A 13,947-nucleotide genomic window follows, 5' to 3' on the forward strand; every position below is an offset into this window, starting at 1 on the left:
GCACAACGTGTCGCCGATCGCGCCGCGGCACTTGACGGCTGGGGAAAACATGCCTAGCTGCCATTTCCACACAGATGGAGTTTTGATGTTCTCCTCAAGAGAGACCCGGTAAGGGGCCGGCCGCCCGTCAGGCGCACCGGCCCAGGCAAAAACGAGAACCCCGACGCTTCCGAAGCGCCGGCAACGTTTTTGTGTGCTCCCTTGCGAGCACTTCTCCGGACATCAGGACAATGGATATTTCCCGCGCCGAACAGCGCATCCTCCACCTGCTCGCCCAGGGCGGCAGGATCGAGATCACCCGCGACGAAAACCACAAGATCGAAAAGCTGCAGCTCTTCACCCGCGAAGGCTGGGTGTTTTCCGGCCTCGACCTCGTCATCTTCCGCAAGCTCAAGCAGAAGAAGGCGATCAGATCCACCGGCGGCAAACCCTACCGCATCACCGAGCGGGGATTGGTGCTGGTGAGAGCCGAGCAGGACAATCGGTGACTTCGGAAGCCGGCCTCCCCCAGAGGCCGGCTTGCCTTCGGGTGCGGAGGATTGGACTTTGCTGCCTTTCACGTTATGTTGTGCAGATGAGCGATCTGAAGGATAAAATCAGCTTCAAGGAACTGACCGAGCCGCAAGCAACTGCGGCCCTCGACCAGAATTACGATTCCTGGAAGGAAGAAAAAATCAAGAAGGCGCTCAAGCAGTCCGAAAACCGCTCCGTCATGACACCCGCAGCGAAAGTGTGGGAGCGCTTCGGGTTTGAACGTTAGCTTCACACCGCAGGCTATCGCGGACCTGCTTGAGATTCATACCCATATCGCGCAATTCGACCAGAACGCGGCCGACCGCGTTCTTTCCCGTATCAGGCAAGTCATCGAAATATTCGAGAATTTTCCACTCCTCGGGAGAGAGGGCAGTGTCGAAGACACGCGTGAGTTCGCAATTTCCGGCCTGCCCTACACGATCGTATACCGGATAGCATCTCCGAGCGATCTGGATATCCTGACGATCATTCATCAGCGAAAGCTCTATCCACCCCACAATAGGTGAAACCCGGCCTTAAACCAGTCCGGAAAGCTCGCCCTTCATGGCCGACCATTCCTCGGCGATGGTGCCCATGCGGCTTTTGCCGGCGCGGCGATACCAGTAGTCGGCGTTCCAGTCGTCGCCCTCGATGCGGTGGCAGAGCGCGTGGCCCCAGTCGAACGGCTTTTCCCCCTCATGGGCCTGGCAGATGTCGTGAACCGCCTCCCAGCCCTCGCCCATCTTGAAATCCACGGCTGCGAGGCGATCGAAGGCCTCGATCATCTTCCCGATATCCGGTATCCTTGCGGGACCTGACTTGTCCACGGCCGCTTCCTCCTCGGCTAAGGGTGGCTGAGCGCCTTCTCAAGATGCACCTTTTCGAGGTCGACGCCCATGCTGTCGGAATATTCGAGGCCGCGCCAGGTGATGACGAAGCCGCAACGTTCATAGAGACGGATCGCTCCGGAATTCCTCGCATGGGTGTCGAGCCGGACCGTTGCCAGTCCTTCCGACTCGATCAGGTCGCAGAGGTGGAGAAGCAGGGACCGGCCGATGCCCCGGCCCTGGCGATCGGGGTGAACCCAGAGATCGGAGACATAATTCGACGCATTTTCGCGCGCACCCCAGCCGACGATCTGCCCATCCAGCTCGGCGACATAGATCCCGGCACCGCCCTGGGACGGAAAGACCGCAAACTCGCGTTTCACCCGGGCGATCACCGCGGGATCGAGATAGCTGTCCTCGAATGCATCGCTCGCGGACCAGGCGGCAAAACCGACCGCGCCGACCGCCTCGTGATCGGCGGCCGTCATCCTGCGGATCGCAAGACCCGTTACCACCATTTGGCCGGCGTAAACCTGCCGGCGGCCTGTTCGATCACATGGGCGGTGCGGAAGAGCGTTTCCTCCTCGAAGGGCTTGCCGATGAGTTGCAGGCCGAGCGGCAGGCCTTTGTGATCGAGGCCGGCCGGAACGGCGATGCCCGGCAGGCCGGCCATGTTCACCGTGACCGTGAAGATGTCGTTCAGATACATCGCCACCGGATCGGAAGCGAGGTTCTCGTCGGCGACGCCGAAAGCCGAAGACGGGGTGGCGGGCGTCAGGATGGCGTCGACGCCGGCGTCGAAGACCTGTTCGAAATCGCGCTTGATGAGCGTGCGGACCTTCTGGGCCTGCAGATAATAGGCGTCGTAATAACCTGCCGAAAGAACATAGGTGCCGATCATGATGCGGCGCTTGACCTCGGTGCCGAAACCGGCCGCACGGGTCTTCTCGTACATGTCGACGATGTCCTTGCCGTCGACGCGCAGGCCGTAGCGCACGCCGTCGTAGCGGGCGAGGTTCGACGACGCTTCCGCAGGGGCCACGATGTAATAGGCCGGCAGCGCGTATTTTGTGTGCGGCAGGGTGATGTCGACGATTTCGGCGCCGGCATCCTTCAGCCAGGCGATGCCCTGGCTCCAGAGCGCCTCGATCTCCTCCGGCATGCCTTCGACGCGGTATTCCTTCGGAATGCCGATCTTCATGCCCTTGACCGACTGGCCGAGCGAAGCCTCGTAATCCGGCACCGGCAGATCGACGGAGGTCGTGTCCTTCTTGTCGACGCTCGCCATGGATTTCAGCATGATCGCCGCGTCGCGCACGTCGCGGGCGATCGGGCCAGCCTGATCCAGCGAGGACGCGAAGGCGACGATGCCCCAGCGCGAGCAGCGGCCATAGGTCGGCTTGATGCCGACGGTGCCGGTGAACGCGGCCGGCTGGCGGATCGAGCCGCCGGTATCGGTGGCGGTGGCGCCGGCGCACAGATGCGCCGCGACGGCCGCGGCCGAACCGCCGGAAGAACCGCCCGGCACGAGCTGCTGGTTGGAGCCCGCCGCTTTCCACGGGTTGATCACCGCCCCGTAATGCGAGGTCTCGTTGGAGGAGCCCATGGCGAACTCGTCCATGTTGAGCTTGCCGAGCATCACCGCGCCGTCATCCCAGAGGTTCTGGGAAACGGTCGATTCATATTTCGGCCTGAAACCGTCGAGAATGTGCGAGCAGGCCTGGGTGTGGACGTCGCGGGTGGCGAAGAGGTCCTTGATGCCGAGCGGAATGCCTTCCAGCGCGCCCACGGAGCCGGCGGCGCGGCGGGCGTCGGAAGCCTTCGCCATGTCGAGCGCCATTTCCGGCGTCACGGCCACATAGGCATTGAACACCTGGTTGGCGGCAGCGATCGCCTTCAGGTAGGCCTCGGTCAGTTCGACGGAGGTGAATTCCTTGGCCTTCAGCTTCTCGCGGGCTTCGGCAATGGTGAGGCTGGTGAGTTCGGTCATGGTCTTCTTCAAAACGTTCGAATGCGGGGGAAGGATCGGACGGCGCTCCAATCAAGCGCTCACTCGACGACCTTCGGCACCAGGAAGAAATTGTGGTCCGTGACCGGCGCATTGGCCACGATATCGTCGGCCTTGTCGCCATCCGTCACGTCGTCGGCGCGCTCGCGCATCTCCATCGGCGTGACGGAGGTCATCGGCTCGACGCCCGTGACATCCACTTCCGAAAGCTGCTCGACGAAGCCGAGGATGCCGTTCAGTTCGCCGACCATGCGATTGGCATCTTCCTCGGTGACCGCAATGCGGGCAAGGCGCGCGACGCGCTTGACGGTGGCGAGATCGACGGACATGGCGTAACTCCGATGGGAAATTTCCCATTCGCTATAATGTCCATGTCCGCCCTTCGCAACAGGCAGCGCGCCTCAATTTAATGACGGCGCGCCATCGAGGACCGGTTGCGGATCAGTAGCTGAGGCTGCCGCCCGGAGCCGGCGTCTCGACCCGCGTGCGCGAGCCTTCCATGCCCCTGACGAATTTTTCCGGCGTTTGGTCGACGCCCGGCAGGCCGTAGTGGCAGGGAATGGCGTGCTTGAAATCGAAGAAACGCTGGCAGGCGAGCGCCGCCACCGCACCGCCCATGGTGAAGCGGTCGCCGATCGGCACGATGCCGATATCCGGCTGGTGCAGTTCGTTGATCAGCGCCATGTCGCCGAAGATGTCCGTGTCGCCCATGTGGAAGACGGTGGGCTCGTCGTCGAAATGCAGCATCAGGCCGTTGGCATTGCCGAGGCAATGCGAAACGCCGTCTTCGGTGAGGGAGGCGGAAGAATGCAGCGCGTTGGTGAAGGTGGCGGTGAAGCCGCCGAGATCGACCGTGCCGCCGGTATTGCCCATTTCGAGCTTTTCGACGCCCTTCTTCATCAGCCAGACGCCGAGGTCGTAGTTGGCGAGGACGGTGGCGCCGGTCTCCCTGGCGATCCGCACCGTATCGCCCACATGGTCGCCGTGGCCGTGGGTCAGCAGGATATGGGTCAGTCCTTCGGCCGCAGCCTTCGCATCCTGCCCCGCGAATGCGGGGTTTCCGGTGAGGAACGGGTCGATCAGGATCTTGGCCTTGGCGGTTTCGATGCGGAAGGCGGAATGTGCGAGCCAGGTAATCTTCATGGAAAAGTATCCTCCAATGCCATGCAATGACGGTAACGACACCAAGTAGAATTTTGATAGAAGGAAATCGTCGAAGCAAATGCTTTGACAAACGAAAGGAGGTGAGACGATTGAAATCCGGCTTACGCTGACGATCAGGTTCAGGACTTGGCGGTTCACCCTGATAATCATCCAGGAAAACGGGAGTCGGGCGAAAGCCCGGCTCCTACCGGAAGGAAAGTCGTCTCACCTCCTGACTTGGACATATAGCACGATGCCGGACGATTTCAAAGCTTGGTGCGGTTTACAAGCTCCAACCCGATAGCCCCTGTGGTGCGAAATGAAAGTGGGACAGAAGATGGACAAACCGTATTTTCCGCACGAGGAAACAGGAAACACATGACGGTGATGACGATAGAGGAACTGGCAGCGCATCTTGAAGCGGGGCAGCCGATCGCCGGGATCGACCTCGGCACCAAGACGATCGGGCTCGCCATGTCGGATATCGGCCGGCGCTTTGCCTCTCCGCGCCCGGTCATCAAGCGCGTCAAGTTCACCAAGGACGCGGAGTTGCTGCTCGCGTTCGCGAAGGCGGAAAAGGTGGCGGCCTTCGTCATCGGCCTGCCGATGAACATGGACGGTTCGTCCGGCCCGCGCGTCCAGGCGACGCGCGCCTTCGTGCGCTCCATGGGAGAAAAGACCGCCCTTCCCTTCGTCTTCTGGGACGAGCGGCTCTCGACGGTCGCCGCCGAACGGGCGCTTCTGGAGATGGACGTCTCGCGGGCGAAGCGTGCCGAGCGGATCGATTCCGCCGCGGCAAGCTTCATTCTTCAGGGTGCGTTGGACAGGCTTTCATCGCTCGGCAGGGCCGCCGCGCCCGAGCGCGACGCCTGACGACGGTGCCACCAGGCGGCGATCTGCCTGCGCTTGCGGAAGGCGACGATCGCGAACACGACCAGGCTGTCGAAGGCGATCGCCCGGGCGACCAGCGGCGGGATGGTTTCCGGCGGTATGCCGAGGATCTTGCCGTAGATCTGGAAAACCAGGTCATGCGTATGACGCGTCAGCATGAAGAAGCCGAAGCTCATGTCGTAGTAGGACAGCCCGTACCAGCTCGTCAGCAGAAGCACGGGGCCTGCCCACAGTATCAGGAACCACTTCATGCGGTTTTTCCCCTCGGCTCCACCGGATACATCTCCGGCGACAGGAGCCATCTCATCAGCGCCATGACACTCAGGACCATGGTAGGCACGGCAATATCGAGCGCCAGGACGGCGAAGACCGCCGTCATGACGACCAGCAATGCCCTATGCCCGACTGCGGTTCCCATTTTAAATCTGCCCGGCCAATTCGTGGTTAACAACACGTTAACGGCAAATTTAAACGGCGGCGGATTTCCCGCAACGGAAACCGGGAGACATGGTTAATACGGAGAGCGCGGTTGTGGAAAAGATCAGCCGTAGATCGCGCGGACAAGGCGGCGGATGGTGGCGGCGACCTTGTCCCAGTCCTTTTCGGTGCGCAACGCAACGCCGGCAAACTGGCCGCTGACGGCGGCGGAGATCACCAGATGCTGGATCGCGGCGAAGAGAACGGCATTGGTCGTCGCCGCATCGACGCCCTTCGGCGGGACGAGCGAACCGCGCATGTTCTCCAGCCACTTGCCGAGGGCCTTGGTGCGGGCCTCGGAGAGACGCCGGACCTGCGGCGTATCCTGGGAAACCTCCCAGGCGACGATCTTGCAGACGAGCGGATCGTCGCGGAGAGCTTCCATGAAATAGATCGAGAGCTTTTCCATCAGGTCGCCGTAGGTCAGCAGAAACATGCCGCCGGTGTCTTCGGGAATGCGATCCCTGACCCAGGTGCCGAGATCGGCGCCGATCGCCTCGATCAATCCGTCGAGGCCGCCGTAATAGCGATAGATCAGCTGCTTGTCGCAGCCCGCGCGACGCGCCACGGCATTGATGCCGAACCCCTGGAAGCCCTTCTCGGCAAGAAGATCGCGCGCGGCGACAAAGATTGCCCGCTCGGTGCCGGCGCGGTTGCGCACCCTTGCGGCCGAGCCTTCCTGCGCCGTGACTTCGGGTATCTGCAGCATCTTTCGCCCATTCCGGTTGAACCCTCCGATCCGCGATAGTCTCCCGATCAAAGCGTCGCAAGCGGTTCTCCGCGACCATGCACAAGATAACGCGCGTTATGACGAGCGTTCGCGCGCGAAAACATTTCCCGCATTGCACAATCGATCTCAACCGAATAACGAGGAAGCAACCTTCCGCCGCGCGTGCCCATGCTCGTCATCTTCGAAAGCATCCTCCCCATCTTCCTGCTCGTCCTTCTCGGCGTCGCGCTGAGACGGAGCCCGCTGATCGACGGGACGTTCTGGAACGGGCTCGAGCAATGCGGCTACCATGTCCTCTTTCCGGCGCTCCTCTTCCACACGCTGGCACGGGCGGATTTTTCCGGCATAGACCTGCATGTGGCGGGCATGGCGGCGATCGGCGCCGTGCTGCTGATGTCCCTTTTCGTCCTGCTGCTGTGGCCGGTCCTGCGCCGGATCGGCGTCAGGGCGCCTGCCTTCAGCTCGCTTTTCCAGGCGGCCACGCGCTGGAATTCGTTCATCGCGCTGGCGATCGCCGAAAAGCTCTACGGAAGCACCGGCCTGACGGTCGTCGCAGTCGTGATGGCGGCGATCATCGTCCCGCAGAACTTCATCAACATCTCGGTCCTGCTGTGGTTCTCCGGCGCCCATCGCGGCTACCGGCAGTTCGCGTTGCGCATCGTCAGCAATCCGCTGATCGTCAGCAGCGCGTTCGGCGTCGCGGTGAACCTTCTCGAAATCCCCATCTACGAGCCGCTGATGGTTGCCGTGGGGCTCGTTTCCCAGGCTTCGCTGAGCCTCGGGCTGATCGCCGTCGGCGCGGGACTGAAAGTCAGAGACGCCCTCAGGCCGCACCCGATGGTGATGCTCGGCGTCGCCATCAAACTGGTCATCTTCCCGCTGGTGATGGTCTGTTTCGCCCTTCTCATCGGGATAGAAGGCCAGCCGCTCGTGCTGCTCGCCCTGAGCGCCGCGGTGCCGACCGCGATGAACGGCTACATCCTGGCCAAGAAGATGGGAGGCGACGCGGAACTCTATGCCGCCACGGCCACGGTCCAGACCGTGGCCTCCTTCCTGACCATTCCCGCCGTGCTGCTGTTTGCCGGTCAGCTTGCCGCCGGATAAAGCAGGTCGACGATGTAACGCGCGTCGAAGCGGGTATCGAGCATGCCGTAGGTCGAGCGCCAGCCGCCCGCGAGCCTCGTTTCCAGGAAGGCATCGGCAATCTTGCCCGCGCCGAGCCGCACCAGTTCGGCAGCTCCCGCAGCCAGGGCCAGCTGCTCCACCAGAAGCCGCGCGGCGCCTTCGTCGCTTTCGCAAAGCGCCATGGCGGCGCGCAGCACTTCCACCGTTTTCCGGCCGGAGGCGCCGAGATCGCGTTCGAAGCCCGCAAGCACCGTGTCGAACAGGTCCTTGCCCCGCGACAGCACACGCAGCACGTCAAGCGCCATCACATTGCCGGAACCTTCCCAGATGGCGTTGACGGGCGCTTCGCGGTAATGTCGGGCGATCGGCCGCTCTTCGACATACCCGTTGCCGCCAAGGCATTCCATGGCCTCATAGATCAGCGAAGGCGCGATCTTGCAGTTCCAGTATTTGACGACCGGGGTCATGACGCGCGCGAAGGCGGCGTCGGTCTGGCTGCCGGCGGCACGGTCGAAAGCATTGGCAAGCCGGAAGCCGAGCGCCGTCGCCGCGGCGACATCGAGCGCCATGTCAGCGAGCACCCGCATCATCAGCGGCTGGTCGATCAGCTTCTTGCCGAAGACGCTGCGGCCGCGGCAGTGATGCACCGCCTCGGCAAGCGCGGCGCGCATGATGCCGGCGGACGCCAGCGCGCAATCGAGACGCGTCAGCGTCACCATGTCGAGGATCGTGCGGATGCCGGCGCCGGGATCGCCGAGCAGGTAGCCGAAAGCATCGGTGAACTCGACCTCGGACGAGGCGTTCGACCGGTTGCCGAGCTTGTCCTTGAGACGCTGGAACTGCAGGCCGTTGGCCGAACCGTCCTCCAGAAGCCGCGGCACGAGGAAGCAGCCTATCCCCTCGTTGGTCTTCGCCAGCATGACGAAGCCGTCGCTCATCGGCGCCGACATGAACCACTTGTGGCCGGAAAGGCGGTAGATGCCCTCGCCCACCCGTTCGGCCGTCGACCGGTTGGCGCGAACGTCGGTGCCGCCCTGCTTTTCGGTCATGCCCATGCCGAGCGTGACCGCCGTCTTCTGCAGCGCCGGGCGATTCGTGGAATCGTACTTGCGCGACAGGATCTTCGGCGCCCATTCCTTCTGGACGCGCGGCGAAGCCATCAGCGCGGCGATCGAGGCGCTGGTCATGGTCAGCGGGCACAGATGCCCGCATTCGAGCTGTGCCGTCAGGTAGAATCTGGTCGCGCGCGCCTTGTGTTCATGGCTCTTGGCTTCCGGTATGCTTTCCCAGACCGAGGAATGCAGGCCCGTCTGCATCGAACGGCGCATCAGGGCGTGCCAGGCCGGATGGTACTCCACCGCGTCCAGCCGCTCGCCGCGCGGCCCGTGGGTCTTGAGCTTCGGCGGATTCTCGTTCGCCATCCGCGCCAGTTCCTGCGCCTCCGGCGACGTGACGTAGCGGCCAAGCTGATCGTATTCCTCGCGGATCGTCCGGTGCAGGGTGCTGGTCAGGTCCACGACCAGGGGATCTGAACGGTAGGCATTGATGCCGGACCAGGGCTTGGGCTGGTTCAGTTCGGCAAATTTTTCTTCGGTGCGCGACATCTGGTTCATGACGCGGTTCTAGCGGAAGTTACGGAGCGTGGGAACGGCGGCGGGCCCGGAATCGGACCGTTCTTCACAAAAGGCCATGCCTGCGTCAAAAAGGCTTCATGGGCGACAGCCGGGAAAACAAGCAGTGAGATAACGCCCGCGCCCGCTTGCGGGTCTCTCCGGCAGACCTTATAGACCCCCGGGACACAAGCGGAGACATGATCCATGGTCTTCTTTCCTCATCGCCATCTTCTCGGCATCAAGGGCCTTACCGAACAGGACATCACCTATCTTCTCGACAAGGCCGACGAGGCCGTGAAGATTTCCCGCCAGCGGGAAAAGAAGACGTCCACATTGCGCGGCCTCACGCAGATCAACCTCTTCTTCGAAGCCTCCACCCGCACGCAATCCTCCTTCGAGCTCGCCGGAAAACGGCTTGGCGCCGACGTGATGAACATGTCGGTCGGCAATTCCTCGGTGAAGAAGGGCGAGACCCTGATCGACACGGCGATGACGCTCAACGCCATGCGGCCGGACGTGCTGGTGCTGCGCCATTCCTCGGCCGGCGCTGCCGCCCTGCTCGCCCAGAAGGTCGCCTGCTCGGTCGTCAATGCCGGCGACGGCCAGCACGAACATCCGACCCAGGCGCTGCTCGACGCGCTGACGATCCGCCGCGCCAAGGGAAAACTCTCCCGCATCATCGTGGCGATCTGCGGCGACGTGCTGCATTCGCGCGTCGCGCGCTCCAACATCCTGCTGCTCAACGCCATGGGCGCACGGGTCAGGGTCGTCGCCCCGTCGACACTGCTGCCTTCCGGCATCCGCGACATGGGCGTCGAGGTCTTCCACTCCATGGAGGAAGGCCTGAAGGATGCCGACGTGGTGATGATGCTGCGCCTGCAGCGCGAGCGCATGGCCGGCGCCTTCGTGCCTTCGGTGCGCGAATATTTCCGTTTCTACGGGCTCGACGCCGAAAAGCTGAAGGTCGCGAGGGAAGATGCGCTCGTCATGCATCCCGGACCGATGAACCGCGGCGTCGAGATCGCCTCGGAAGTGGCCGACGGTCCCCAGAGCGTCATCGAGCAGCAGGTGGAAATGGGCGTCGCCGTGCGCATGGCCGTGATGGAGGCGCTGCTCGTCTCCCATAACCAGGGAGAGCGCGCATGAGCCAGAGACCCTTGTCCGCAACCGTTCTCAAGAACCTCCGCATCATCGATCCCTCGCGCAATCTCGACGAGACGGGCACGATCGTCATCGGCGACGACGGCCGTATCCTCGCAGCCGGCAAGAGCGCCCAGAACCAGGGCGTGCCGGACGGCGCGAGCGTGAGGGACTGCAAGGGTCTCGTCGCGACGCCGGGCCTTGTCGACGCCCGCGTCTATCTCGGGGAGCCGGGGGCCGAACACCGCGAGACGATCGAATCTGCGAGCCGGGCGGCAGCGGCCGGCGGCATCACCTCCTTCATCATGATGCCAGACACCGATCCGGTGCTGGACGACATCGCGCTCGTCGAATTCGTGCAGAAGACCGCCCGCGACAAGGCGGTCGTCAACGTCCATCCGGCCGCCGCCCTCACCAAGGGCCTGGCCGGCGAGGAGATGACCGAGATCGGCCTGCTCCAGCAATCCGGGGCGGTTGCCTTCACCAATGGCCGCCGGGGGCTTTCCGATACGCTGCTGCTGCGCCGCGCCATGACCTATGCCCGTGAGTTCGATGCGGTCATCTCGCTCGAACTGCGCGAAAAATATCTCGGCAACGGCGTGATGAACGAAGGCCTTTTCGCGAGCTGGCTCGGCCTGTCCGGCATTCCCAGGGAAGCCGAGATCATCCCGCTCGAACGGGATCTGAGGATCGCCGCGCTGACGCGGGCGAAATACCACGCGGCGAAGATTTCCGTGGCCGAATCGGCGGAAGCCGTACGGGTCGCCCGGTCGCGGGGCGCCAATGTCACCTGCGGCGTGTCGATCAACCATCTCTCGCTCAACGAGAACGACATCGGCGAATACCGCACCTTCTTCAAGCTCTCGCCGCCGCTGCGCTCCGAGGACGACCGGGTCGCGATGGCCGATGCGATAGCGGACGGGACGATCGACATCATCGTCTCTTCGCACGATCCGCAGGACGTGGATACCAAGCGGCTGCCCTTCGCCGACGCGGCCGACGGCGCGATCGGGCTTGAGACCATGCTCGCGGCGGCGCTCCGCCTGCATCACGACGGCCGCGTGCCGCTGACGCGGCTCATCGACGCGATGTCGACCCGTCCGGCACAGATCTTCGGTCTCGATGCCGGCACGCTGAAACCCGGCGCGAAGGCCGATATCACGCTGATCGATCTCGATGAACCTTGGATCGTCGCGAAGGATATGCTTCTGTCCCGTTCGAAGAACACGCCGTTCGAGGATGCGCGTTTTTCCGGCCGCGCCGTCGCGACCTATGTCGCCGGCAGATGCGTCCATTCGCTTTAGGGTCCGCCATGCCGTTATCCCGAAACCGCCTGCACTTTCGGGTCTTATGCCTTGAGGGGGAAAAAGCGTGAGTGATCTCTTCAACTGGCAGATCACCCTGCCCGTCGCGCTCGCCGCGCTCGTCTTCGGCTACCTGCTCGGTTCCATCCCCTTCGGCCTCATCCTCACCCGCGCCGCGGGCCTTGGCGACATCCGCTCGATCGGCTCCGGCAATATCGGCGCGACCAATGTTCTCAGGACCGGCAACAGGAAGCTTGCGGCGGCGACCCTGCTGCTCGACGCCCTCAAGGCGACCGCCGCCGCAGCGATCGGCTGGTATTTCTTCGGCAAGGAAGCCGGGCTGATCGCCGGCTTCGCGGCCTTCCTCGGCCACCTCTTCCCGGTCTGGCTGGGCTTCAAGGGCGGAAAGGGCGTTGCCACCTACATCGGCACGCTGCTCGGGATCGCTCCTGCCATGGTGCTGGTCTTCGCCTTTGTCTGGCTCTCGGTCGCCAAGCTCAGCAAATATTCTTCGCTGTCCGCACTGGTTGCAACGCTTGTCATCCCGGTTGCGCTGTGGTTGATAGGCGAACCGAAGGTCTCGTTCGTCATGGCCATCATGACCGTGATCTCCTGGTGGAAGCACAAGGCCAATATCGAGCGGCTGATCGCGGGCACGGAAGGCAAGATCGGCCAAAAGGGTTGAGGACCAATCGAACATGCCGGACGGCGGCGCAAGACGGACGGGAATTGCGCTGACGGAACGGCAACGGATCGCCTGGCTGAGGCTGATTCGCTCCGACAATGTCGGCCCTGCCACCTTCCGCGACCTCATCAATCATTGCGGTTCCGCGGAAAACGCGCTGGCCATGCTGCCGGAGCTTTCCGCCCGTGGCGGCGCCACGCGGGCGATCCGGATCGCAACCGCCGAGGAGGCCGAGCGGGAACTGGAAACCGCACGACGCCAGGGCGCGCGCTTCGTCGGCATCGGCGAACCCGATTATCCGCCCGCGCTGCGGCAGATCGACGGCGCACCGCCGCTCCTCGCCGTCAAGGGCAATCTCTCCGCCGCCACGCGTCCGTCGGTCGGCATCGTCGGTTCCCGCAACGCGTCGATCGCCGGCGCCAAGTTCGCGGCGATGGTCGCACGCGATTGCGGCCGCGCCGGTTATGTCGTGACGTCCGGCCTTGCCCGGGGCATCGACACCGCCGCCCATCGCGCCAGCCTGGAGACGGGAACGATCGCCGTTCTGGCGGGCGGCCTCGACCAGCCCTACCCTCCCGAAAACCTCCCGTTGCTCGACGAGATCACCGACGGCCCGGGCCTTGCGGTCAGCGAAATGCCCTTCGGCTGGGAGCCGCGGGCGCGGGACTTTCCCCGCCGCAACCGGCTGATTGCCGGCATCTCGCTCGGCACAGTCGTCGTCGAAGCGGCAGAACGTTCCGGCTCCCTGATCACGGCCCGTATTGCGGCCGACTTCGGCCGGCTGGTCTTCGCCGTTCCCGGCTCCCCCCTCGATCCGCGCTGCCACGGCACGAACGGGCTGCTGAAACAGGGCGCCATCGTCACCACCGGGTCCAGCGACGTCATTGAGGCGCTCGCGCCGCTTTCGCGACTCGACCTTTTCTCAGGTCCGGTCGTCGAGGAGCCGGAAAAGACGGGCGGGAACATGCTGCCGCCCGATGACGACGACCGGGCAACGATCGCCTCCGCACTCGGGCCAACACCGGTCGAGGTGGACGACATCATCCGGCATACCGGGCTGCCGCCCCCTTCCGTCTATCTCATCCTGCTGGAACTCGACCTTGCCGGGCGGCTACATCGACATGTTGGGGGTCTTGTTTCGCTCGCGATGGAGAAGTGAGCGCGGGCGCCGGCCCGCCTGCACGTCTCCGGCCTCGACGTAAGCCATCTCGATCAGATAGCAGAGCATGTCCGCGCCTTCGCCGAGAGCCACCTGCCGCAGCTCTCCCAGCATCTGCCGGATATAGGCGATGTTCTCCCTTGTACTGTCCTCGCGCCGGCCGTTCATTTGATTTTGAGGGAGCATATTCAGTTCCTGTCGAAAAAAGCGACTGCGAGTCACCTGAGTGAGATCAGGCATATGACGAACCATATCGTATTTATTTATAATTGCAACTAATTGAAAAACTCTCACAGGTTGCATTTCGTTGTACCCGTCAGAATTTGACGGTT

General features: G+C 63.4%; 19 protein-coding genes. 9 read left to right on the plus strand and 10 right to left on the minus strand.

Going from position 1 to position 13,947, the window contains the following annotated elements; all coding sequences use genetic code 11:
* Window positions 1–230: 230 nt before the first annotated feature.
* The 3 genes from ACFFP0_RS19430 to ACFFP0_RS19440 all read left to right on the plus strand — a co-directional run bounded on the left by ACFFP0_RS19430 (window position 231) and on the right by ACFFP0_RS19440 (window position 1,040).
* The gene (locus tag ACFFP0_RS19430; protein WP_377263853.1) at window positions 231–488 is read left to right on the plus strand and encodes a YjhX family toxin; all 258 of its coding nucleotides are present in this window, start codon (window positions 231–233) and stop codon (window positions 486–488) included.
* 86 nt (window positions 489–574) lie between these two features.
* Entirely contained in the window at window positions 575–760 is a 186-nt protein-coding gene (locus tag ACFFP0_RS19435; protein ID WP_377263854.1) for a hypothetical protein, read from the plus strand.
* Entirely contained in the window at window positions 750–1,040 is a 291-nt protein-coding gene (locus ACFFP0_RS19440) for a type II toxin-antitoxin system RelE/ParE family toxin (protein ID WP_377263855.1), read from the plus strand. The genes ACFFP0_RS19435 and ACFFP0_RS19440 overlap by 11 nt, the downstream gene beginning before the upstream one ends.
* A gap of 9 nt (window positions 1,041–1,049) precedes the next feature.
* On the opposite strand, the gene ACFFP0_RS19445 is transcribed toward ACFFP0_RS19440, so the two are convergent.
* The 5 genes from ACFFP0_RS19445 to ACFFP0_RS19465 form a co-directional block, all read right to left on the minus strand.
* Window positions 1,050–1,298, minus strand: a complete 249-nt coding sequence (locus tag ACFFP0_RS19445) for a hypothetical protein (RefSeq protein ID WP_377263885.1) — start codon at window positions 1,296–1,298, stop codon at window positions 1,050–1,052.
* A gap of 59 nt (window positions 1,299–1,357) precedes the next feature.
* Window positions 1,358–1,858 carry a GNAT family N-acetyltransferase gene (locus ACFFP0_RS19450; protein ID WP_377263856.1) on the minus strand — a complete coding sequence of 167 codons (501 nt, stop codon included), beginning with the start codon at window positions 1,856–1,858 and terminating at the stop codon, window positions 1,358–1,360.
* A complete protein-coding gene (gatA, locus tag ACFFP0_RS19455) occupies window positions 1,849–3,330 on the minus strand; it encodes an Asp-tRNA(Asn)/Glu-tRNA(Gln) amidotransferase subunit GatA (RefSeq protein ID WP_377263857.1) in 1,482 nt (493 codons plus the stop codon). The genes ACFFP0_RS19450 and gatA overlap by 10 nt, the downstream gene beginning before the upstream one ends.
* 59 nt (window positions 3,331–3,389) lie before the next feature.
* Window positions 3,390–3,677, minus strand: coding sequence for an Asp-tRNA(Asn)/Glu-tRNA(Gln) amidotransferase subunit GatC (gene gatC, locus ACFFP0_RS19460; protein WP_377263858.1), 288 nt, complete (start codon window positions 3,675–3,677; stop codon window positions 3,390–3,392).
* A 112-nt stretch (window positions 3,678–3,789) separates the two neighbouring features.
* A complete protein-coding gene (locus tag ACFFP0_RS19465; protein ID WP_377263859.1) occupies window positions 3,790–4,491 on the minus strand; it encodes a metal-dependent hydrolase in 702 nt (233 codons plus the stop codon).
* A 378-nt stretch (window positions 4,492–4,869) separates the two neighbouring features.
* Here ACFFP0_RS19465 and ruvX point away from each other — a divergent pair, with 378 nt between their 5' ends.
* Window positions 4,870–5,364 (plus strand): Holliday junction resolvase RuvX, encoded by a 495-nt coding sequence (gene ruvX, locus ACFFP0_RS19470; protein WP_377263860.1) that lies wholly within the window; start codon window positions 4,870–4,872, stop codon window positions 5,362–5,364.
* Here the strand turns inward: ruvX and ACFFP0_RS19475 are convergent.
* From ACFFP0_RS19475 to ACFFP0_RS32080, 3 genes are all read right to left on the minus strand, one after another.
* Window positions 5,301–5,633, minus strand: a complete 333-nt coding sequence (locus tag ACFFP0_RS19475; RefSeq protein WP_377263861.1) for a DUF6105 family protein — start codon at window positions 5,631–5,633, stop codon at window positions 5,301–5,303. The genes ruvX and ACFFP0_RS19475 overlap by 64 nt on opposite strands.
* Entirely contained in the window at window positions 5,630–5,800 is a 171-nt protein-coding gene (locus tag ACFFP0_RS19480; protein ID WP_377263862.1) for a hypothetical protein, read from the minus strand. Before ACFFP0_RS19480 ends, ACFFP0_RS19475 begins: the two co-directional genes overlap by 4 nt.
* Before the next feature lie 123 nt (window positions 5,801–5,923).
* Window positions 5,924–6,568, minus strand: coding sequence for a TetR/AcrR family transcriptional regulator (locus tag ACFFP0_RS32080; RefSeq protein ID WP_446692714.1), 645 nt, complete (start codon window positions 6,566–6,568; stop codon window positions 5,924–5,926).
* Between the two features lie 189 nt (window positions 6,569–6,757).
* On the opposite strand from ACFFP0_RS32080, the gene ACFFP0_RS19490 reads away from it, so the two are divergent.
* Complete coding sequence (locus ACFFP0_RS19490) at window positions 6,758–7,693, plus strand: AEC family transporter (protein WP_377263863.1); 936 nt, start codon at window positions 6,758–6,760, stop codon at window positions 7,691–7,693.
* Here ACFFP0_RS19490 and ACFFP0_RS19495 read toward each other — a convergent pair.
* The gene (locus ACFFP0_RS19495; protein ID WP_377263864.1) at window positions 7,675–9,327 is read right to left on the minus strand and encodes an acyl-CoA dehydrogenase family protein; all 1,653 of its coding nucleotides are present in this window, start codon (window positions 9,325–9,327) and stop codon (window positions 7,675–7,677) included. The two genes, ACFFP0_RS19490 and ACFFP0_RS19495, sit on opposite strands and share 19 nt — an antisense overlap.
* 204 nt (window positions 9,328–9,531) lie before the next feature.
* Here ACFFP0_RS19495 and ACFFP0_RS19500 point away from each other — a divergent pair, with 204 nt between their 5' ends.
* From ACFFP0_RS19500 to dprA, 4 genes are all read left to right on the plus strand, one after another.
* Window positions 9,532–10,473 (plus strand): aspartate carbamoyltransferase catalytic subunit, encoded by a 942-nt coding sequence (locus ACFFP0_RS19500; RefSeq protein WP_377263865.1) that lies wholly within the window; start codon window positions 9,532–9,534, stop codon window positions 10,471–10,473.
* Window positions 10,470–11,771: a dihydroorotase gene (locus ACFFP0_RS19505; protein ID WP_377263866.1), complete on the plus strand. Its 1,302-nt coding sequence runs from the start codon at window positions 10,470–10,472 to the stop codon at window positions 11,769–11,771. Before ACFFP0_RS19500 ends, ACFFP0_RS19505 begins: the two co-directional genes overlap by 4 nt.
* Before the next feature lie 67 nt (window positions 11,772–11,838).
* On the plus strand, window positions 11,839–12,456 hold the full coding sequence (gene plsY, locus ACFFP0_RS19510; RefSeq protein WP_377263867.1) for a glycerol-3-phosphate 1-O-acyltransferase PlsY: 618 nt from the start codon (window positions 11,839–11,841) through the stop codon (window positions 12,454–12,456).
* A gap of 13 nt (window positions 12,457–12,469) precedes the next feature.
* Complete coding sequence (dprA, locus tag ACFFP0_RS19515) at window positions 12,470–13,615, plus strand: DNA-processing protein DprA (protein WP_377263868.1); 1,146 nt, start codon at window positions 12,470–12,472, stop codon at window positions 13,613–13,615.
* Here the strand turns inward: dprA and ACFFP0_RS19520 are convergent.
* A complete protein-coding gene (locus ACFFP0_RS19520; RefSeq protein ID WP_377263869.1) occupies window positions 13,568–13,801 on the minus strand; it encodes a hypothetical protein in 234 nt (77 codons plus the stop codon). The two genes, dprA and ACFFP0_RS19520, sit on opposite strands and share 48 nt — an antisense overlap.
* Between the last annotated feature and the right edge of the window lie 146 nt (window positions 13,802–13,947).

It is taken from the genome of Neorhizobium puerariae, assembly GCF_042429745.1.
Lineage (GTDB): Bacteria > Pseudomonadota > Alphaproteobacteria > Rhizobiales > Rhizobiaceae > Neorhizobium > Neorhizobium puerariae.